The sequence below is a fragment of the Neobacillus sp. SRL179 genome (genome assembly GCF_984799095.1).
This window is the reverse complement of record NZ_OZ481792.1, coordinates 4,583,227-4,602,491: the sequence shown is the minus strand read 5'-3', so window position 1 is coordinate 4,602,491 and position 19,265 is coordinate 4,583,227. Positions and strand designations below refer to the sequence as shown.

The window sequence follows — 19,265 nt, the reverse complement described above, 5'->3', positions numbered from 1 at the left end:
AGAAGCAGATATAAGCGGAGAAAGTCCGATTAACTGCTCTAAATAAACCAAAATCCAAGGATTAGAATTAAATAAGCGGAAAAACTTCCTTTATTTTTAAGGAATTATAAATGTTTCCCAATTTAAACGGAATTTTTCCGTTTATTTTTCAAACACAGTGAACATTCAATTGCCTCATTAAAGCTAATAGGAAAAGTAATTCCCCATACTGTAGAAAAGAAAAGGACTTCGGAAAGAAGTCCTTTTCATCGTTCTACCATTAGGCATTTATATTTCTATTAGCCTTTTGAACGGAGCTGTTGGATAACGATTTAAATGTATTCCTTTACCCAACGAAAAAAAGACCCCCTGATCTGAATGGGAACAGTTATTTACCATAACGGAGAAAACGTTTTACATTCAATTGGTAATTCGAGGTAATAAATGGATGCGGCGACGGTTCTAATGGTGACTTGGAAAGGGGATATTCCGCTTAACGTTCTGTTTATTTGTAATTGTCAGAGGTTTGCACTATTAATAGTGAGTTAAATTGGTCTGTAAACGGTTGCATGAGCAGTTGTATAATTTAAGCATGGATATCCTATTTAAAACTACTAGTAGATGGTGAGAATAGTATGTTAACAACGAGGGAAGTTCAAATTGCGACAAAATTAATTGATACAGAAAAGACACTGCGGACAAAGGATTTATCCACACAGTTGAAGGTGAGTACAAGGACCATTAAGTCCGATCTCGAAAATGTACGCAAGTGGTTTCAGGAAAATAATGCGGAGCTTTTTGCGCAGCCCAATAAAGGTTATTGGATTAAAGCAGGTAAGAATGAACGGCTGAAGCTCTATCAAACCCTGATGGATATGGTGAATAAACCTGAATTTAATGATCCAAACCTAAGAATTCAAAAGATACTCTATTTGTTTTTTTCACAGAATGGCTATGTCACGGCCGCTCAGCTTTCTACCCATTTACAGGTTAGTAGAAACACAGTCCTTAGTGATCTAAATGATTTAGAGTGTTATATTCAGCCCTGGGAGGTTCACCTGGAAAGAAAACAGCGGACCGGTTACAGGATCGTGGGTGAAGAGCTCCATATCCGGATGCTTTTTGAACATCTCATTCAGGAAAGCTTAAGTAACTTTGATGTGTATAAAATTAGTTCACAGATCAAATCAGATCAGATGACGGATATGGATTACGGCTTGATTCCAGAAATTCAGGTGAAGTTTGAAATCATCATTAGCTATTTTCAAAAGATGGAGAACCAAAATCCTCTTTCGCAGCCAGAAGCATTATCGATTATTATGCGGTTGATTGTTTTCTTAGTCAGGATGGAATGTGAATATACGATTGGAAGTTATCGATTATTGAAGGTAAATCAACATACCTCTTCACTCTCGTCGATTTTTCTCCTTAAAGTAATGAAGAAAATATGTGAAGAATATTCCTTTCCATTACTTGAAGATGAGTTCATGTATGTGCATCGCAACTATATCCAGGAAGATGACGAAATCAACTTGCTTGCAAGTACGGAAAAAATTATTCATTACGTAAGTGAAAAAGAGCGAGTTCCCTACTATAAGGATACAAAGTTATTTAACAATCTCTTAGCCCATCTTTCCTTACGGTTTGAAAAAGATACAACATATGTGACGGAAGTCAATCCGTTTATTGATGAAATGAAACAGTATCATTTCTCCCTTTTCACGGCCATTAAGGCTGCATGCGAAAGGGTACTTCCAAACTCTTTAAATGTCATCCAAGATACCTTTATTTCGTTTATCGCCCTGCATTTTCTGAATTCCTATGAAAATGTCTTTCATAAAAAGCCGAAGATCCGTGCCCTTTATGTTTGCTCAACGGGCAGGGGAGTAGCCCGTCTTATTAAGAATAGGGTTGAACGGGAAATTAAAGATTTCACCTTGACCTCCTATTGCTCCATAACGGAAGTGGAAGAAACGTGTGCAAATGAAAACATTGACCTAATTATTAGTGTCTTTCCGATAGAATCACCAATTCCCGTTATTATCGTTGAGCCTGTACCAACGAGGGAGAATATTCAAGCCATACAGGAAGAAGTCGATCGCCTCCTAAAAGGGCGGGAAATAGTTGAACCTTTTTTAATAGATGAAGGGGATGAGGATCAGTTCGAAATCGATACTGAAATCATTAGCCAGGAGATTATTATTAAAGGTTTTGAAGTAGCAGATGAAGTGATGACGACATTGGCAGATCGAATAACGGAGGAACACCAAAAGGGGCTGAATGTCCACTTATTTCTGATGATTCACCGTTATTATTTTAATAAACAGTACGATCAATTTATTCATCAATCAAAAGAGCAAAATGACGAACTGCTAGAGCAAATTAACGCCATTTTACATAAGCATAATATTTATATTAAAGAGTCTGAACAAAGAGCACTATTAGAATATTTTAGCTGATTTACTTATACGACGATAAAGAAAGGTGTTCTTAATCCCAATGAATATCACCAATGCCAATGACGAAATTAACCAATTATTAACCAAGAGTGGGGATGCCAAGCTATGTGAACAAGCATTTGAGCTGTCACAATCAGAAGCGAAAGAACATGGGATTGTGATGACCGATGTTCAACAAAAGTCATTGCTTTCGCATCTTTCTGCCATGGTTCGCCGTTCATTAACAGGTGAAAAGCTGCCCTTCATCGACCAATCGATTTTTGCAGGGGTTTCAAGCGAGTCTATTTCCATCGCAAGGGCTGTGAAGGATTCACTGGAGAATCTCGAAGATAATGAAATCTATTTACTATCGATCCATTTTGAGGCAGCCAAGCAAAACTAATAAAATGCTAGATTCATAGAGCTACTAGAGGACCATGTCCCCAACAACTAGGAGTGAGAAAAAATGACCAAACCATTATTTGAGGAATTCGGTTTAACAAAAATTATTAATGCGAGTGGAAAGATGACGGCATTAGGTGCATCCGCTGTTACGGATGAGGTGGCCAATGCTCTAAAAGCAGCTGCTCAAGACTATGTAAATATTGATGAACTGATTGAATATGCAGGTAGTGTCATTGCCAAGCATACAGGTGCAGAGGATGGCTGCCCAACGGTTGGAGCATCAGCCGGAATTGCCATTTCCACCGCAGCGGTTATTGCGGGCAAGAATTTAAGCTTAATTGAAAGAATGCCAAACTCAGAGGGTTTGAGGAATGAAGTGATTATCCAAAAGGGTCAAAATATTCATTTTGGCGGCAGTATTGATCAAATGATTCGTTTAGGCGGCGGCCGTGTCGTCGAAGTCGGTGCGGCTAACCATGTCGAGGCCGATCATATAGAACAAGCGATTACGGATAAGACTGCAGCCCTTCTTTATGTGAAATCTCACCATGCGGTTCAAAAGGGGATGCAATCGATCGAAACCATGAGGGACATTGCTAAAAAACATAACATTCCCTTTATTATGGACGGGGCTGCAGAAGGAGATTTTAAAAAATATATCGCAATGGGCGTTGATATTGTCATCTACAGCGGCGGTAAAGCATTAGAAGGTCCGACATCCGGCTTTATTTGCGGTAAGAAGGACTACATGGAAGCCTGCCGTAAGCAATATAAAGGAATTGGCCGCGCCATGAAGGTTGGGAAGGAATCCATCTCCGGATTGATTGTGGCGTTGAATCAATATCCGTTTAAGGATGACCGTGTAGAAGAGCAAAAGTCCCGTATGAGCGCACTTTGTGAAAAATTAAATCAAGTCCAAGGCTTAGTTTGTTCTATTAAACAGGACGAAGCAGGACGACCCATCTACCGGGCACAAATTGATGTTCAAAAACCAGCTGGTGTAACAGCAGAAGAATTACTCCATAAGCTTGAAGCAGGTAATCCGGCGATTTTCTTACGTCATCATTATGCTAATATTGGCATCTTATCGGTTGACCCGCGCCCATTATTAGCTGGGCAAGAAGAGATCATTGCAGACAAGATTATTTCCATCATCAAGGAGGCACAAGAAAATCATGTCCAATCAACCAACAATTAACACCACCCCACAGTTTTACAAAGATAAGGTCAGCTTAAATGTCCTTACGGGTTCATACGAGAATGCGGCTGCGATTTGTGAAGCGGCAGAGGGCAATGTTTTAGTAGGAATTTTATCGAAAAATTACAAAACAGATGAAGAAGCGATTGCCGATATGAAAAAATATGCAGAAGTTACCGGCAACCGAATTTCGGTTGGCTTGGGAGCGGGGGATCCAGCTCAATCCAAGATGGTAGCAAGAATCTCGCCATTCATCCAGCCGCAGCACGTGAATCAAGTTTTTACCGATGTGGGCGCGACTAGAGCGCTGCTTGGCCAGGATTCTACATTTGTTAACGCATTGGTTTCACCAAGTGGCAAAGAAGGGTTTGTCGTCATTAATACTGGAGCTATTTCCAGCAGCTTTGAACCTGCCATTGTACCTGTGGAAACAGCAATTGCGATGGCGAAGGATGCCGGTGCAAGCTCCTTGAAATACTTCCCGATGCAGGGACTGAACAAGCTGAACGAATATAAGATTGTCGCTCAAAGTTGTGCAGAGCATGATTTCTATCTCGAACCAACCGGTGGAATTACGCTCGAAAACTTCGAAGAAATTGTAGAAGTAGCTTTGAAGGCCGGCGTGCAAAAAGTCATTCCGCATGTATATAGCTCGATCATTGATAAGGAAACGAATCTTACTAGAATTGAAGATGTTGTCACACTGTTTAACATGATTAAGAGACTTGTATAAAAAGGGGGGGATCGCGGTGAAAGATCAATTATTGGTCAACGGGGTAATCATTGATCCGGAAAAGTCCGCGCCAAGTAATGGGGAAATTGGCATTCGTGACGGAAAATTTATTGACCCTGCAGAAATCAATCGTGAGGCAGCGGAAATGGTGGATTTGGAAGGGGCCTTTGTGGCACCGGGTTTTATTGACATCCATGTTCATGTCTTTGAAAATACCACCTCATTAGGCGTAAACCCGGACGATGTGGGGATTGCCCAAGGCGTCACCACTATTGTGGATGCCGGCAGTTCAGGGGTAGACGACTTTCCTGTTTTCAAAGAAGACATTATTGCGAAAAGTGAAACGGATGTATTGGCATTTTTAAATATTTCACGTAAAGGACTTGTGGCTGGACGACATGAGCTTCAAAATCCCGACGATTTAATGTCCTTGGAAGAGGCGAAGCAGGTTTTTGCGGAAAATCCTTCCTTAGTCGGACTTAAAGTACGATTAAGTCGTTCGGTGGTGGGAGGTCAAGGTGTTCTTCCGTTAATCCATGCTCGGAAAGTAGCGGATGAGCTCGACGTACCCATTATGGTTCATGTGGGGAATCCGCCGCCTTATTTACCAGATGTGTTCCCACTTCTTCGAAAGGGAGATATCGTTACCCATGCCTTTCACGGAAAACCATTTGGCATTTTAGATGAAAAGGGCAATCTGATTAGGGAGGCCGAAGAAGGGCTGAAACGTGGCGTGCTTTTTGACATTGGCCATGGTTCAGCAAGCTTCAGCTTTACTATCCTAGAAAAATTTAAAGAGCAATATCCGTATACGTTTACCACCAGCACGGATCTCCATGCTGAGAATATTCATGGACCCGTCAGCAGCTTAATGGTCACGATGACGAAACTTCTGCAATTAGATTATTCTCTGGAATCGATTGTGAAGTCCGTTACCTTGCTGCCAAAGCGGGCACTTAACTTAACGGAACAAGGTACGTTTTCTTATGGAACAAGGGCAGATGCCTCCATTTTCCGAATGGAAGAACAAGAAATTGTTTTGCAGGATGCAGAAGGAAATGAACGAACCAACTCACAAGTAATCGTACCAGAAATGACGATTCGAAACGGAAAAGTCGTTTGGAAAAAATCATCTAAAAATTAAGGGGGAAATCAGGATGGTAACAGTTGTTATTGCAGATCGATTAGGAAAAGGACAAAATGTGGCAAAAGGCGCGGAGGAGGCTGGCGCAAACGTAATTCTAGTCCCTGGCGTGGGAGCAGATATGAGACTTGGTGATGTCATGAAGGAAAATAATGCTGACTTTGGCATTTCCTTCTGTGGCTCAGGCGGAGCTGGTGCAATTACCGCCCAAACAAAATACAAGTACCCTGCACAATATGGTATGCGTTCCATTCAAGAAGGAATTACAGCGATTCAAAACGGAAAGAAAGCACTTGGCTTTGGTTTCATGGATTCAGCTGAACTTGGTAAGGCCTTAGTGGAAGCCTACATTAAAAAGTTTGGTCAAAATGAATAAAAAGTTTGAGGAACATGTCCGGGTGCAGGGGAAAGGTCCATCAAAGAGACTGGCATGCAACCAGGCATTGTCCAAAATTCAATCAGAAATATTAAAAAAATATAAAGATCATCTGATTATTCGAATCGAACCAATTGATGTTGACATTGTCAAAGTAGAGGAAGAAAAATACACAGAAAAATTTCTCTTCTTCTTCTTAAAGAGGGAAAAATCAACGTTTAAAGTAGAATTGAATGTAAACGTTTCCCTGTTTTTAATGGAAATTTAACGAACGGAGAAGAGAGAGGGGATCGGCTAAATGAGTATTGTTATTTTATTTAAATCAATCATCATTGGTGTACTCGTTGGACTAGGCGTTGGAGCTGGTGCGGCTAGAATGTTCCATATTCCGAAAACGCAAGGAATGGGGGCCTTTCGTACGCTTGGAGAATTAAATGCTTGTCAAGGAGACCCAGCGAGTCACTTTTCATTTGGACTTGGATTTTTCTTTAACTCATGGGCAACTTCTGTTGCCGGCGGCTCTTTAACGGGGGACGTTGCACACAGGATTATTCCAAACTGGGCAGCAGCGGTTTTACTTTTAAAAGGGAAAAACCCGGAAGACACCTTACATAATCCGAAGAAAATGGCGATTGCCGGTGCTATAGTTGGTGCTATTGTTGTTTCATTCCTTAATTTAACTGCAGCGGCAATTCCTGAATCTTTACAAAAAGTGGCAAGCGGCGTGTTAACACCTGCAGCCAACTGGTTTTTAAATCCGGTCATGCCAGCGATTTTCTGGTTAGCTGCTATGGATGGCGGTAAAAGAACAGGGTTTTATGGAACATTATTTGGCGGTTTAGCACAACTTGTCATGGGTAATGCCGTTCCTGGCGTAGTTTTAGGGATCTTGATTGGTAAAGGAATTGATGACACGGGATGGTCAAGGCTGACAAAGATTTTATTTACGGCTGTTATTTTACTCTTTGTTTTCAGCGGATTCTTCCGTGGCTTCGATCTAACCATGATTCAACAATTCCATATGACAGCTCCAGATTGGCTAATCGATTTGCATAAACTCTTTGGATATGAGGTGAAGTAATATGGGAAATCAAACAGACACGGAAGTAGTAGAAAAAGTCGGTTTTTGGTATGCTGATTGGTCTTTTCCAATATTTACAGCTCTTCTGGCTTCAGGAATTTTCACTGGAACCCATATGTATTATGTATATGGAACAGGGGCTTTTAATGAAATTTCGATTGTTGCGATGTTAAAGGCAGGTATGGATGGCGGAAGCTATGGTGCAGCCGCTGCATTTGGAGCAAGCTTCCTCTTTGCTCGAATCTTAGAAGGATCACTTGTAGGGATATTGGATATTGGCGGTTCGATGATGACAGGTATTGGGATTGGGATCCCCGCCCTTATTTTAGCGACCGGGTTTACTCTTCCCTTAACGAGTTTTCCAATGGCATTACTTACCGGTGCTCTTTTGGGACTAGCGATTGGCTACATTATTATTTCCATTCGTAAGGCGACTGTCAATAAAGGCAACGGCGGTGGCTCTACATTTGGAGCGGATATTATGATGGGTGCAGGTAACTCATCAGGCCGCTTCTTCGGCCCATTGGTTATTATCAGTGCCATTATGGCTTCCATTCCGGTTGGAGTTGGCGCAATCCTTGGAGCTCTCATTTTTTATAAGTTAGATAAACCAATTATTGGCGGAGCAATTATTGGAGCCATGATACTTGGACTCTTCTTCCCACTTGCCAGTTAATTCAAAGAAAAGGGATGGCAAAATGGATATCTATAAAAAACTACGATTACAACGGGTCATCAATGCATCGGGCAAGATGACCAAGCTGGGTGTTTCAGGAGTCAGTAATGAGGTAGCGGAAACCGTCCGTCAGGCACTGCAGGGCTACTTTCATATGGACGAGATGTTGAAAGCGGTTGGACGGGTAATTGCAGAGGTTACTGGAGCTGAGGATGGCTGTCCAACCGTAGGGGCAGCCGCAGGAATTGCGATTGCGACCGCAGCGGTGATTACGGAAGGCAGGCATGAGCTGGTCGAACGCCTGCCTGATTCCACTGGTTTGAAGAATGAAATGATCATCCAAGCCGGCCATATCGTCAATTTTGGTGCCGATATTCGCCAGATGATGAGGGTTGGCGGAGGGAAGCCAGTCGTGATTGGCACAAAAGAATCAGCTGCCATTGATGAGGTGGAGGCAGCGTTTACTCCACAAACAGGAGCGCTCCTTTATGTGCAGTCCCACTCTACGGCAGGCTATAATGGGCTCTCACTAGAGGAAATGCGCGACCTTGCCCATCAGCATGACGTACCTTTGATTGTGGATGCGGCGGCGGAATATGATTTTAAAAAGTACTATGCCATGGGGGCGGACATGGTGATCTATAGCGGTGCCAAGGCCTTAGCCGGTCCGACCTCTGGTTTAATATGCGGTCATTCTTTTTACATGGAAGCCTGCCGCGCCCAGTACAAAGGAATTGCCCGCGCGATGAAAATCGGGAAAGAAGGAATGGCAGGGTTAGCCGCTGCCTTACTGGAATACCCGAACGGCGTGATGTCCAAAGAGGATCAATTGGAAAAGTTGGCTGTGATGGAGAATATCCTGGGTGGTGGTGGACTGCCGGGGATTGAGTATACGATTATTCAAGATGAGGCGGGCCGGGAGATTTACAGGGGCCGTGTAGTGATCAGGGAAGCAGAAGCCAATCTCTCTGCAGTCGAGCTGCAGGATGCTTTATTAGAAGGAGATCCCTCGATTGTGTTACGGAATCACAGGCAGGAAGAGGGCATCCTCGATATTGATCCACGGAATTTAGCATCAGGGCAGGAAGTAGAAATTGCCGAGCGAATGAAAGTAATTATTGAGAGGGCGGCAAAGTAAAGAGTCAGAGAATACAGCTCTGGCTCATTTTTTGTTGTGTGTGGACATGAGTGGTAACATAGTAGTACTGAATTCGTTTGATTAAGGAGGAATGTGCCTATGAAAGGCCGTGGAGTCATTTTTGACATGGATGGAGTTATTATTAATAGTGAACCAGTGTACCGCGATATGAATATAGAAATTTTCAAACACCTGGGAATTGAAGTCGAAGAAAAGCATCAACTGGAATATATCGGCGTAACCAAGTGGAAGAAGTGGGAGCTTCTAAAAGAGCGTTACCAGCTTCCATTAAGCATCGAAGAATTAATCAAGGTCCAACGTGGATTTTTTTCAAAAGCCGTCTGGGATTATAAGAGCTTGTTATTTCCCCAAGTCATTCCATTGCTTGAAAAATTAAAGTCTAAAAACATTCCCATGGCGTTGGCCTCCTCGTCAGGGCGGGAAACGGTCGATAAGGTGTTGAAGAACTGCGGCTTAACCGAGTATTTAAGGCAGACCGTATCGGGAGATGAGGTCGTGAACGGAAAACCTGATCCAGAGATCTTTTTGAAAGCCGCTCAAAAAATTGAACTCCCTCCCGAACAGTGCATCGTAATAGAAGATTCCTATAATGGCCTAGTCGCAGCCAAAAAAGCCAACATGTATGGGATTGGTGTCAGGCACCAGGGCATTGGAATGGACCTATCAATAGCCGACCAAATCGTTGATTCGCTTGCTGAAATTGAAATTTAGGAGAAAGAGTGGACAGAAATCATGATTGAAATTATCGCATCAACGCTGGAGGATGCAAAAAAGATTGAAGACTATGGAGGAGACAGGATCGAGCTTGTCAGCGCTCTATCAGAAGGCGGGCTGACGCCGAGTTACGGGCTCATGAAAAAGGTAATTGAGTCTGTCCGTATTCCTGTGAATGTGATCATTAGACTGCATTCGCACTCCTTTGTTTACCGTGAGGAAGAGCTTGAAATCATGAGGCAGGATATTCGAATGGCCAAGGAGCTTGGCGCTAATGGTGTCGTGATCGGAGCCCTTAATGAAAAGAACCAAATATGTGAAAGAAGCCTTCAAGCCCTGTTGGAAGCGGCTGAAGGATTGGAGGTTACCTTTCATCGCGCCATCGATGAAATGGATGATCCGGCAGAGGGAGTCAGCATTCTTTCCCACTATAAGAGTATTAACCGAATTCTGACCTCAGGCGGCAAAGGCAGCGTACGTCAGAATACAGAGGTACTTAGAAAGATGATCGACCACTCCGGACATATCCTTATTATGGTCGGAGGAGGCTTGAATTTCGATAATGTAGTAGAAATCAGGAAAGAGACAAGTGCCCCAGAATATCACTTTGGGACCGCTGTGAGGTTTGACCGTTCTCCTTTCAGTCACATCAGTGAGGACTTGCTGAAAAAGCTAATTACGCTTTTAAAGGGATAAGGAATTAAAAACCCGAAAGGCTTAATTTTTACATAAAAATGGCTCAGTTCAATACTGAGCCATTTTTTTGCTTGATGAACCAAATAGATTAAGTACGTTGGTTCGCGATTTCCATCATTTAGTTAGCCGCACTTGTCTTTACTTTGCTGGAAGAATCACTTGCTTGCTTCTTCCATAACAAGGTGATAATTATTCCCAGAGATAGTATCATCGTCGAAAAGTAGTAAGGGTAGTTAATATCTATATCAAATAAAATCCCGCCTAGAATGGGCCCGCTAATGTTCGCTAAACTTGTAAACATAGAGTTCATTCCGCCAACAAAACCTTGTTCGTTCCCGGCGATATTTGAAAGATAGGAAGTAACGGCTGGTCTGAATAAATCGAATCCGACAAAAACAATAAATGTAACAAATAAAATAGAGAAATAGGAATGAACAACGGTCATTAAAAAGACAAGGATGGCTGATAATAGTAAGCAATATCCAATCAGTTTAATTTCACCCCAAATTTTAGTCAGCCGATCAAATAATAGGACTTGTGAGACGGCGCCAAAAATGGCACCACCTGTGATAACAATGGCAATATCGGATGGTTTAAACTGAAATTTATGGTCCACAAATAGACTAAAGAACGATTCAAAAGCGGCTAAACCAAAAGAGGCAATAAAAATTAAAATAAACGCAAGGAAATATTTGGGGTCCAGCATACGTTTGAAACCAATCTTCCCATCGGTAACTTGTTCATGATGATCTTCGCTGCGATTTGGCTCAGATAATAAAATTATAGAAAGTACAGCCGCAATGGTACCAAGTGCCCCTGCAAAGTAGAATGGTACACGTGTTCCAAATTCCGCTAAGAATCCGCCAATACCTGGACCGATAATAAATCCTGTGCTAATGGCAGCTGACATAAACCCGAGTGCTTTTGGTCGAGTATCTAAATCTGTAATATCAGCAATAAAAGCTGTAACAGCTGGCATGATGAATGCTGCACTTATTCCACCTAAGGCGCGGGAAATAAATAGCATCTCAATTCCTTTTCCAATCCCAAATAAGAATTCCGAAATGCCAAAAATAAATAAGCCCATGACAATCATCATTTTCCTGCCGAATTGGTCGGCTGCTTTCCCTGCGAATGGTGAAGCAATTAATTGAGAGATGGCGAATGCTGCTGTTAGATAACCAATTGTTGTTCCAGTAATGCCTAATTCCTTCATCAGTGTAGGTAAGACTGGAATGACAAGACCAATTCCCAAAAAAGCTATGAATAAGTTCATTAATAATAATCCTAAGGTGACTTTATGAGTCTTCATCTTTTCCATTCCCCTTAACCATACAAATTACAAATTTGTATTTTTTTCATTTATTTACAATTCCCATCCTAGTGTATATAGTAACTATATAGTCAAGGATGGTGCTGTAAAAAATGAATGAAAAAAATGGCAAGTATTTAACTACTGGGGAATTTGCGAAGCTTTGTAAGGTAAACAAACAGACCATCTTTTATTATGATCAAATTGGACTTTTGTCTCCCGTATGGAAAAATGAAAAAGGTTATCGTTATTACTCCATTCACCAAATTGAGCTATTCTTTGTTATTGATTTATTAAAGGATTTAGGTATGTCGCTGAAAGATATTCAACAATATACACAAAATAAATCGCCTGAAGGTTTTTTATCATTAATGCATCAAGAAAAAGAAGAAATTGTAAAAAAACGTTTGGAGATTGAAATGAAGGAAAGAATGATTGATGCAAAAATAGCCTTAATGGAAGAGGCAGCACTCCTTGATTTTCAGCAAATTACGCTCAAGCCATTACCGGAAGCAACACTTTATCTAAGTAGAAACATTGAGAATATAACAGATGAAGAATTTGTAGAAGTTATTTCAGATTTTATTAATGAACTGAATATATCTCATCTCGATTCAGGTTATCCTATAGGCGGGATTACGAAACGGGAGCACGTTTTGAAGGGAGAATTCTCTAATTATAGCTTTTTATATATTGAGCAGCCGCATCCCAAGGCTGGATATCCGTATTTTCAGGCTGTGAAAGGTGATTTTCTCATTGGATATCATGTTGGGGATGAGAAAACATTACATAAAACATATATGCGGCTTTTTTCAGAAATGGAACGTTTACATTTAGCCATGGGTGATTATGTCTTTGAAGAGTATATTTATGACACAGTTGTTATGAATCAAAAGGAACAGTACGTCACAAAAATTATGATTCAAGTCGACCGATTATAAGGTTAATTTGTAAAACCGTACAGTTCCAAATATTTTTTTGCAGAATACATAAGTCCAAAGATGGTGCAGGCAAATCTTCTTTTTGAAGTTTCGACATGTACACTTCAATATGGTTATGTGTTAACTTCTTCCCGCGTAAAAACAATACTCGAATCAAAGCCGTTTAAAAATTCTTTTTTAACAAACTCCACTTTATCGGGAACTGGAATAATAGGCGGCTTTGATTTGTTGAACTTATATTAATTGGTTTAAGCATGTCCATAGAAAAGTCTCCCTTTTTCCTGTTTTGCTTAGTATTCACTCCATTCAAAATCATATTCTAGATAAGTATTTTATGGTCTTTCATATTAGTTAACTAACCTCATCCATTCGTACAACCAAAAAACCTCTTCCTTTCATGTTCCACCACCCCTAGTAAAAGGCATAATCTCTTCAAAAACTCCTCCAAATTTATCCGTGTACTTTATTACCAATTCCTGAGCGAGTAAGAAAATACAACTGAAAACAATAAAAAAGAGCTTTCTTGGCAAACTAAAGTAAATTACCTAATTAGAGGGGAATTCCTAAAAGATGCTAAGGGAGTATATAATTTTGGCAGCCATGTGGCTGTTCGGCTTTATTGGTTTTATTCTTTTTATTCCACACCAAGATCGGCGGAAGGGAATATTAGCTGCCTTAATGTTTCAAGTATTCATTTGGCTGTGTGATATGCCTTCGTTTACATACGGTTTGTTAAGTGCACCGGTTCGGATAGTTCCTAAAGCAACGGACCTCACGGTTACAATCAATTATTTTTTTTATCCTATCTTGTTTGCCATTTTTTATGTACATAGGAAAGCAAAGAGCAGTCTATGGTTTCGATTGGCCTACTTTTTCGTTTGGATTTCCATTATTACGATTTATGATATCGTCCTCGAACGATACACAGATTTAATAGAATATGGTTCCTTGACTTGGTTAGGGATGTGGGTTTACATTGGATTTCTTTTTTACATAAGCGTGGTCTGCTGTAACTGGTTCTATAAGGAAAAAAGCTCAACCGCTGGAGGCACAAATGAAGATTGAATGGTGGATCTTATTATCGGCGTATGCAATCGCAACAGGTATTCTTTTTTTCATCCCTAAACATAAAATTCGACTTGCGGTAGTAGCCTTTTTGTTCATACAGATTATTACTTTTCTCATTGGACTATTGGTCGTCGAGTGGGGACTGATTGAATATCCTATTCGGACATTTGCTTCAATCAATCGAACGAGCTTTGATTATGAATTTTATATCTTTCCAGTCACGTGTGCCGTTTTTAATGTATGGTATCCAAATAAGAGAAGGGCCCTTTTTCAATTAGGTTATTATATCCTTTTCAGTACAGTATTGACGATCGGGGAAGTGATTTTAGAAAAACACACCGAGCTTATTCATTACATACATTGGGAATGGTATATGAGTTGGATCACCATTTTTATATCATTTTTTATCGTGCGCATATGTTGTGTTTGGTTTTTTTATAATGATTCATGGGGACGGTTCTCATGAATCATTTCGGATAGGGGATAGAAGCATACTGCTTATTCTTTCGACACTCTTTTTAAGTAAATAGAGGGATCATACTAGGATTGGTGCTTTCTAAGGGCTATTCTAATCAAACGTTTGTGTAGTGTTGAATGGTTGGGGATTTTGTAGAGAATGATCGAAATCCAGGGTGATTCCTACCAATAAGAGCCATCTTATGACAGCTGTATGAATGAAAGGTACTCCATTCTGAGATGATCCCCAAAAGTCAGATTTCACTTTAACTTTTGGGGAGAGTACAAAGCTGTCCCTACTTCATTTATTGTTGCCCGAACGATTTTATCATCCCAAAATGCTGGAAAGCTTCTTTCAGGTCATCTTGCTTTGATTGAGGGCAGGGATGTACCCTAGAGTTTGGTGAATGCCTATTGGGTGAAATTCGGGGGTTAAGTCCGCAAACTTCTTTCATATGAGCAATCCAGCATGTTTTAACTGAATATCCGTGATTTTGCTTTATGTATGCTTGAATTTGTTGATAGGTGGCCATCAAATCACCCTGCCTTTTTAAAATGGTAACTAACTTTGGACACGCCTATGCTTATTATACCTTTCCTTGGCAGAAGTTGACACGCCTTCGGACACACCCTTTCTATTTTGGTCCTTCCATGTCCGAAGTTGACACGCCTTCGGACACACCCCTAGCTATTTGGTCCTTCCATGTCCGAAGTTGACACGCCTTCGGACACGCCCATGGCTTTTTGGCCCTTCCATGTCCGAAGTTGACACGAGTTCGGACACGCCCTTGGCTTTTTAGTCCTTCCATGTCCGAAGTTGACACGACTTCGGACACGCCCCTAGCTATTTGGTCCTTCCATGTCCGAAGTTGACATGACTTCGGACACACCCCTAGCTATTTGGTCCTTCCATGTCCGAAGTTGACATGACTTCAGACACGCCCTTTCTATTTTGGCTCTTCCATGTCCAAAGTTGACACGCCTTCGGACACGCCCATGGCTTTTTGGCCCTTCCATGTCCGAAGTTGACACGAGTTCGGACATGCCCTTGGCTTTTTAGTCCTTCCATGTCCGAAGTTGACACGCCTTCGGACACGCCCCTAGCTATTTGGTCCTTCCATGTCCGAAGTTGACACACCTTCGGACATGCCCCTGGCTATTTGGTCCTTCCATGTCCGAAGCTGACACGAGTTCGGACACGCCCTTGGCTTTTTAGTCCTTCCATGTCCGAAGTTGACACACCTTCGGACACGCCCCTGGCTATTTGGTCCTTCCATGTCCGAAGTTGACACGAGTTCGGACACGCCCTAGGCTTTTTGGTTCTTCCATGTCTGAAGTTGACACGCCTTCGGACACGCCCATGGCTTTTTGGCCCTTCCATGTCCGAAGTTGACACGAGTTCGGACATGCCCTTGGCTTTTTAGTCCTTCCATGTCCGAAGTTGACACGCCTTCGGACACGCCCCTAGCTATTTGGTCCTTCCATGTCCGAAGTTGACACACCTTCGGACATGCCCCTGGCTATTTGGTCCTTCCATGTCCGAAGTTGACACGCCTTCGGACACGCCCATGGCTTTTTGGCCCTTCCATGTCCGAAGTTGACACACCTTCGGACACGCCCTTGGCTTTTTAGTCCTTCCATGTCCGAAGTTGACACGGCTTCGGACACGCCCTTGGCTTTTTGGCCCTTCCATGTCCGAAGTTGACACGCCTTCGGACAAGCTAACAGGCCCTAAGAGAAACTCACCTACTAACCACGACCAACTGCGCTTGAAGCACTTTTTCTTGAAGTCTCTGTAAACCAAAGGCTTTCTAACATATGAAGAAAACTGAAATATAAATAGGTTGAAAGATGGATTGAAAGCGTTTATAATTATCAATATACAAAATATAGTATACTGTTTTAAAAGGAAGATGTTCATGTGGGAAAAATTATATTCTAAAAATGGCTTGGCAGCCAAACATATTGCACAAGAGTTAATCCAAGTAGATATTGGTGTGAAGATTCCACGGGTATCTGATTATAGTGAAAAGTTGAATTTTGGAAGAGGGACGGTTCAAAGTGCCCTTAGTTTGCTAGAGGAAATGAAGGTCATCAAACTTGAGGCAAGGGGTCATTTAGGCACCTACTTAATTAGTAAGGATAATAACCTCTTAAGTGAAATTGCCGGGATCTCTCCGTTAATTGGTTCCATGCCTTTGCCGTATTCAAGAAAATACGAAGGTTTAGCAACGGGTATCATGGAAGCTTTTGAATTAACGGGGAAGAAAATTTATTTGACCTATATGCGAGGTGGATTGAATCGTATTGAAACAGTCCGATCGATGCGAAGTGACTTTGCGATTGTATCTAAAATGACAGCCGAAAAGGTGTTAGCTGATTACCCGAATTTAAAAATAATCAAAAATCTTGGTGTAAATAGTTATGTTTCTGCACATAAGGTGTTTTTAGCAGATTCTACAGAAGAACGGGTTAAAGATGCCATGAAAATTGGTGTGGATATGGATTCACTCGATCAGAAGAATTTAACCTTTGCTGAATTTGAAGGTGCCAATATTGACTATGTTGATGTCAATTACATGCAGCTATTTGACATGCTTTTGTCTAAAAAAATTGATGCTGCTGTTTGGAATATGGATGATCGAAGAATGAGCCAAACCTTTAAAGCTATTGATTTCCAATCTTCTGCGGCAAAAGAAATTTCGAAAGATACCTCAGAGGCTGTCGTTATTATTGATGGGAATCGCGAAAAAGAGTTTTTAGAAAAATGGAACTCGGTAGAAATTGATAAAATCTTGGAAATCCAAGCAAGTGTTGAATCAGGTGAAAGATTACCAAGCTATTAAATTTTTCTTAGAGTAACCTATCTAAACTAGAAGGAATGTGAATTTCATGTTAGAAAATGGCATTACTTATATGCATGAACATACCACCATTGATCTATCTGAAGTGAAATGCAATGAAGATTGCCAGTTGGATGTATTTTCTGAAACGGTAAGAGAGTACAAAAAACTATATGAAAAAGGCGTACGTAATATTGTGGATGTCACAAACTTTGGGATGGGGAGAAATATTCCCTTTGTTCAAAAAGTTGCGGAAGAATCAGGCATTAACATTATCTATGCGACTGGTTTTTATCAGGAGAAATTTTATCCGATTCAAGTTTTTCGTGAAACAAAAGAGCAGCTTGCCGAGAGAATGGTCAAGGAGATTAACGAAGGAATAAAGGGAACAGATGTGAAGGCGGAAATTATAGGAGAGATCGGTACAAGTTATAACAAATGGACGGATACCGAGAAAAAGGTGTTTGAGGCCGTAGTGTTAACACATATGGAAACCAATAAACCGATCACCACCCACACAACGTTAGGAACATTGGGCTATGAACAGGCAGCCTTTTTTAAAGAAAGGGGAGTAGAATTGAACCGTGTAATTATTGGTCATGTCGACTTGACGGGGGACTTCGATTATATCTTGAAAATTATTAAAGAAGGGGCATATGTCGAATTTGATACCATCGGAAAAGAAAATTATATGCCGGACCAGGTTCGAGCAGATATTTTAAAAAAGCTGCAAGATTTAGGGTATATCGACCGCGTTCTCTTATCGATGGATATCACTCGTAAATCACATCTAGAGTATCAAGGTGGATTGGGTTACTCCTATTTGTTAGACCATTTTATCCCGCTTTTAAAGAAAAGCGGCCTGACAGATGAATCGATTGAAAAAATGCTCGTGAAGAACCCAATCACTTTTATGAAGGGATAAGGTGAATGGTATGCAAACATATCCATTGAGTAGTATTTCGTTAGAAGAAGCCCAGCAAAGACAATTCAGACTCGTTGATATGATTACCAACCATTTTCGCGGGGATGAAATACTATCTTTAGGTGATTTAGGTGTAGTGAAAGGATTAAACAAGCCTCAGTACACTAAGAAAGTAGAAGGAGTCTTAGCAGAGTTTTTCGGAGCGGAAAAGGCGATGCTGGTACGCGGAGCGGGGACAGGTGCGTTACGATTTGGCTTTATGACGTTCCTTAGGCCTGGTGATAAAATTCTTGTCCATGAAGCCCCGATTTACCCGACAAGTAAGACATCGTTAGAGTTTATGGGAGCGGTTCCCGTGTATGCTGATTTCCATAACCATGAGGAAGTTAAAGAAGTGCTCGGACAAAATCCAGATTTAAAAGGCGTGCTGATTCAACATACGCGCCAGAAAATGGATGATTCTTATGATCTTGGAGAAACCATAGAGATGATTCGTTCCCTCAATCCTCATATAACCATCATAACGGATGATAATTATGCCGCCATGAAGGTAGAAAGGATTGGCACACAGGCAGGAGCTGACTTAGCCACCTTCTCGTTATTCAAGCTGCTTGGTCCCGAAGGTATTGGCGTGATATTGGGAAGAGCGGATTTAATCAGTAAAGTTGAAAAACTAAATTATTCAGGTGGAAGTCAAGTACAAGGATATGAAGCACTCGAGGCATTAAGAGGCCTAATCTATGCGCCAGTGATGCTTGCCATTCAGGCAAATGTGAATGAACAGCTCGTGAGCATGTTGAATAATGGAGAGGTTCAAGGTGTGAGAAAGGCATTTCTGGCTAATGCCCAATCAAAGGTCCTTTTAGTAGAGTTCACTGAGCCCATTGCTGAGGAAGTATTACAGTGTGCAAATGAATTAGGAGCAGCACCGCATCCAGTGGGAGCAGAATCGAAATATGAATTTGTGCCGATGTTTTATCGGGTGTCAGGCACCTTTTTAGAAGCCGACCCAAGCCTGGCCAAGAAAATGATTCGTATTAATCCTTTAAGAAGCGGTCCCGATACGATTATTAGAATACTAAAAACATCTATACAGCAGGCAACAGAAAGAAGGCAGTAAA

The 19,265-nt window shown here is 41.3% G+C and carries 19 protein-coding genes; 18 read left to right on the top strand and 1 reads right to left on the bottom strand.

All coding sequences use genetic code 11. The annotated features are described in order from the left end of the window. Positions 1-614 precede the first annotated feature (614 nt). From AC4E8C_RS22670 to AC4E8C_RS22615, 12 genes are all read left to right on the top strand, one after another. The gene (locus AC4E8C_RS22670; protein WP_490208887.1) at positions 615-2,438 is read left to right on the top strand and encodes a BglG family transcription antiterminator; all 1,824 of its coding nucleotides are present in this window, start codon (positions 615-617) and stop codon (positions 2,436-2,438) included. A gap of 40 nt (positions 2,439-2,478) precedes the next feature. Beyond that, positions 2,479-2,820 carry a PRD domain-containing protein gene (locus tag AC4E8C_RS22665; RefSeq protein ID WP_490208886.1) on the top strand — a complete coding sequence of 114 codons (342 nt, stop codon included), beginning with the start codon at positions 2,479-2,481 and terminating at the stop codon, positions 2,818-2,820. A 63-nt stretch (positions 2,821-2,883) separates the two neighbouring features. Then, positions 2,884-4,020 (top strand): DgaE family pyridoxal phosphate-dependent ammonia lyase, encoded by a 1,137-nt coding sequence (locus tag AC4E8C_RS22660; protein WP_490208885.1) that lies wholly within the window; start codon positions 2,884-2,886, stop codon positions 4,018-4,020. Continuing rightward, the gene (gene dagF / locus AC4E8C_RS22655; RefSeq protein WP_490208884.1) at positions 3,998-4,753 is read left to right on the top strand and encodes a 2-dehydro-3-deoxy-phosphogluconate aldolase; all 756 of its coding nucleotides are present in this window, start codon (positions 3,998-4,000) and stop codon (positions 4,751-4,753) included. The genes AC4E8C_RS22660 and dagF overlap by 23 nt, the downstream gene beginning before the upstream one ends. A gap of 16 nt (positions 4,754-4,769) precedes the next feature. Then, positions 4,770-5,897 (top strand): amidohydrolase/deacetylase family metallohydrolase, encoded by a 1,128-nt coding sequence (locus tag AC4E8C_RS22650; RefSeq protein WP_490208883.1) that lies wholly within the window; start codon positions 4,770-4,772, stop codon positions 5,895-5,897. Positions 5,898-5,910: 13 nt separating this feature from the next. Beyond that, entirely contained in the window at positions 5,911-6,273 is a 363-nt protein-coding gene (locus AC4E8C_RS22645; protein ID WP_490208882.1) for an SFCGS family glycine-rich protein, read from the top strand. Further along, positions 6,266-6,541 (top strand): DUF4312 family protein, encoded by a 276-nt coding sequence (locus tag AC4E8C_RS22640; RefSeq protein WP_490208881.1) that lies wholly within the window; start codon positions 6,266-6,268, stop codon positions 6,539-6,541. The genes AC4E8C_RS22645 and AC4E8C_RS22640 overlap by 8 nt, the downstream gene beginning before the upstream one ends. Positions 6,542-6,571: 30 nt before the next feature. Further along, positions 6,572-7,354 (top strand): DUF4311 domain-containing protein, encoded by a 783-nt coding sequence (locus AC4E8C_RS22635; protein WP_490208880.1) that lies wholly within the window; start codon positions 6,572-6,574, stop codon positions 7,352-7,354. 1 nt (position 7,355) lies between these two features. Continuing rightward, positions 7,356-8,030 carry a DUF4310 family protein gene (locus tag AC4E8C_RS22630; protein WP_490208879.1) on the top strand — a complete coding sequence of 225 codons (675 nt, stop codon included), beginning with the start codon at positions 7,356-7,358 and terminating at the stop codon, positions 8,028-8,030. Positions 8,031-8,052: 22 nt separating this feature from the next. Next, on the top strand, positions 8,053-9,168 hold the full coding sequence (locus AC4E8C_RS22625; protein ID WP_490208878.1) for a DgaE family pyridoxal phosphate-dependent ammonia lyase: 1,116 nt from the start codon (positions 8,053-8,055) through the stop codon (positions 9,166-9,168). Between the two features lie 99 nt (positions 9,169-9,267). Next, positions 9,268-9,900, top strand: coding sequence for an HAD family hydrolase (locus AC4E8C_RS22620; RefSeq protein ID WP_490208877.1), 633 nt, complete (start codon positions 9,268-9,270; stop codon positions 9,898-9,900). A 21-nt stretch (positions 9,901-9,921) separates the two neighbouring features. Next, the gene (locus AC4E8C_RS22615; protein WP_490208876.1) at positions 9,922-10,599 is read left to right on the top strand and encodes a copper homeostasis protein CutC; all 678 of its coding nucleotides are present in this window, start codon (positions 9,922-9,924) and stop codon (positions 10,597-10,599) included. A gap of 118 nt (positions 10,600-10,717) precedes the next feature. On the opposite strand, the gene norA is transcribed toward AC4E8C_RS22615, so the two are convergent. Continuing rightward, positions 10,718-11,911: a multidrug efflux MFS transporter NorA gene (norA, locus tag AC4E8C_RS22610; protein WP_490208875.1), complete on the bottom strand. Its 1,194-nt coding sequence runs from the start codon at positions 11,909-11,911 to the stop codon at positions 10,718-10,720. Between the two features lie 113 nt (positions 11,912-12,024). Between norA and AC4E8C_RS22605 the strand changes: the two genes are divergently transcribed. From AC4E8C_RS22605 to AC4E8C_RS22580, 6 genes are all read left to right on the top strand, one after another. Continuing rightward, the gene (locus tag AC4E8C_RS22605; protein ID WP_490208874.1) at positions 12,025-12,852 is read left to right on the top strand and encodes a MerR family transcriptional regulator; all 828 of its coding nucleotides are present in this window, start codon (positions 12,025-12,027) and stop codon (positions 12,850-12,852) included. 600 nt (positions 12,853-13,452) lie between these two features. Continuing rightward, positions 13,453-13,917: a CBO0543 family protein gene (locus tag AC4E8C_RS22600; RefSeq protein ID WP_490212630.1), complete on the top strand. Its 465-nt coding sequence runs from the start codon at positions 13,453-13,455 to the stop codon at positions 13,915-13,917. Beyond that, the gene (locus AC4E8C_RS22595; RefSeq protein WP_490208873.1) at positions 13,907-14,386 is read left to right on the top strand and encodes a CBO0543 family protein; all 480 of its coding nucleotides are present in this window, start codon (positions 13,907-13,909) and stop codon (positions 14,384-14,386) included. The genes AC4E8C_RS22600 and AC4E8C_RS22595 overlap by 11 nt, the downstream gene beginning before the upstream one ends. A 1,909-nt stretch (positions 14,387-16,295) precedes the next feature. After that, positions 16,296-17,222 (top strand): GntR family transcriptional regulator YhfZ, encoded by a 927-nt coding sequence (gene yhfZ, locus AC4E8C_RS22590; protein ID WP_490208872.1) that lies wholly within the window; start codon positions 16,296-16,298, stop codon positions 17,220-17,222. Between the two features lie 46 nt (positions 17,223-17,268). Next, a complete protein-coding gene (locus AC4E8C_RS22585) occupies positions 17,269-18,144 on the top strand; it encodes a phosphotriesterase family protein (RefSeq protein WP_490208871.1) in 876 nt (291 codons plus the stop codon). A 10-nt stretch (positions 18,145-18,154) separates the two neighbouring features. Further along, positions 18,155-19,264 carry an aminotransferase class V-fold PLP-dependent enzyme gene (locus AC4E8C_RS22580; RefSeq protein WP_490208870.1) on the top strand — a complete coding sequence of 370 codons (1,110 nt, stop codon included), beginning with the start codon at positions 18,155-18,157 and terminating at the stop codon, positions 19,262-19,264. The last annotated feature ends 1 nt before the right edge of the window (position 19,265 follow it).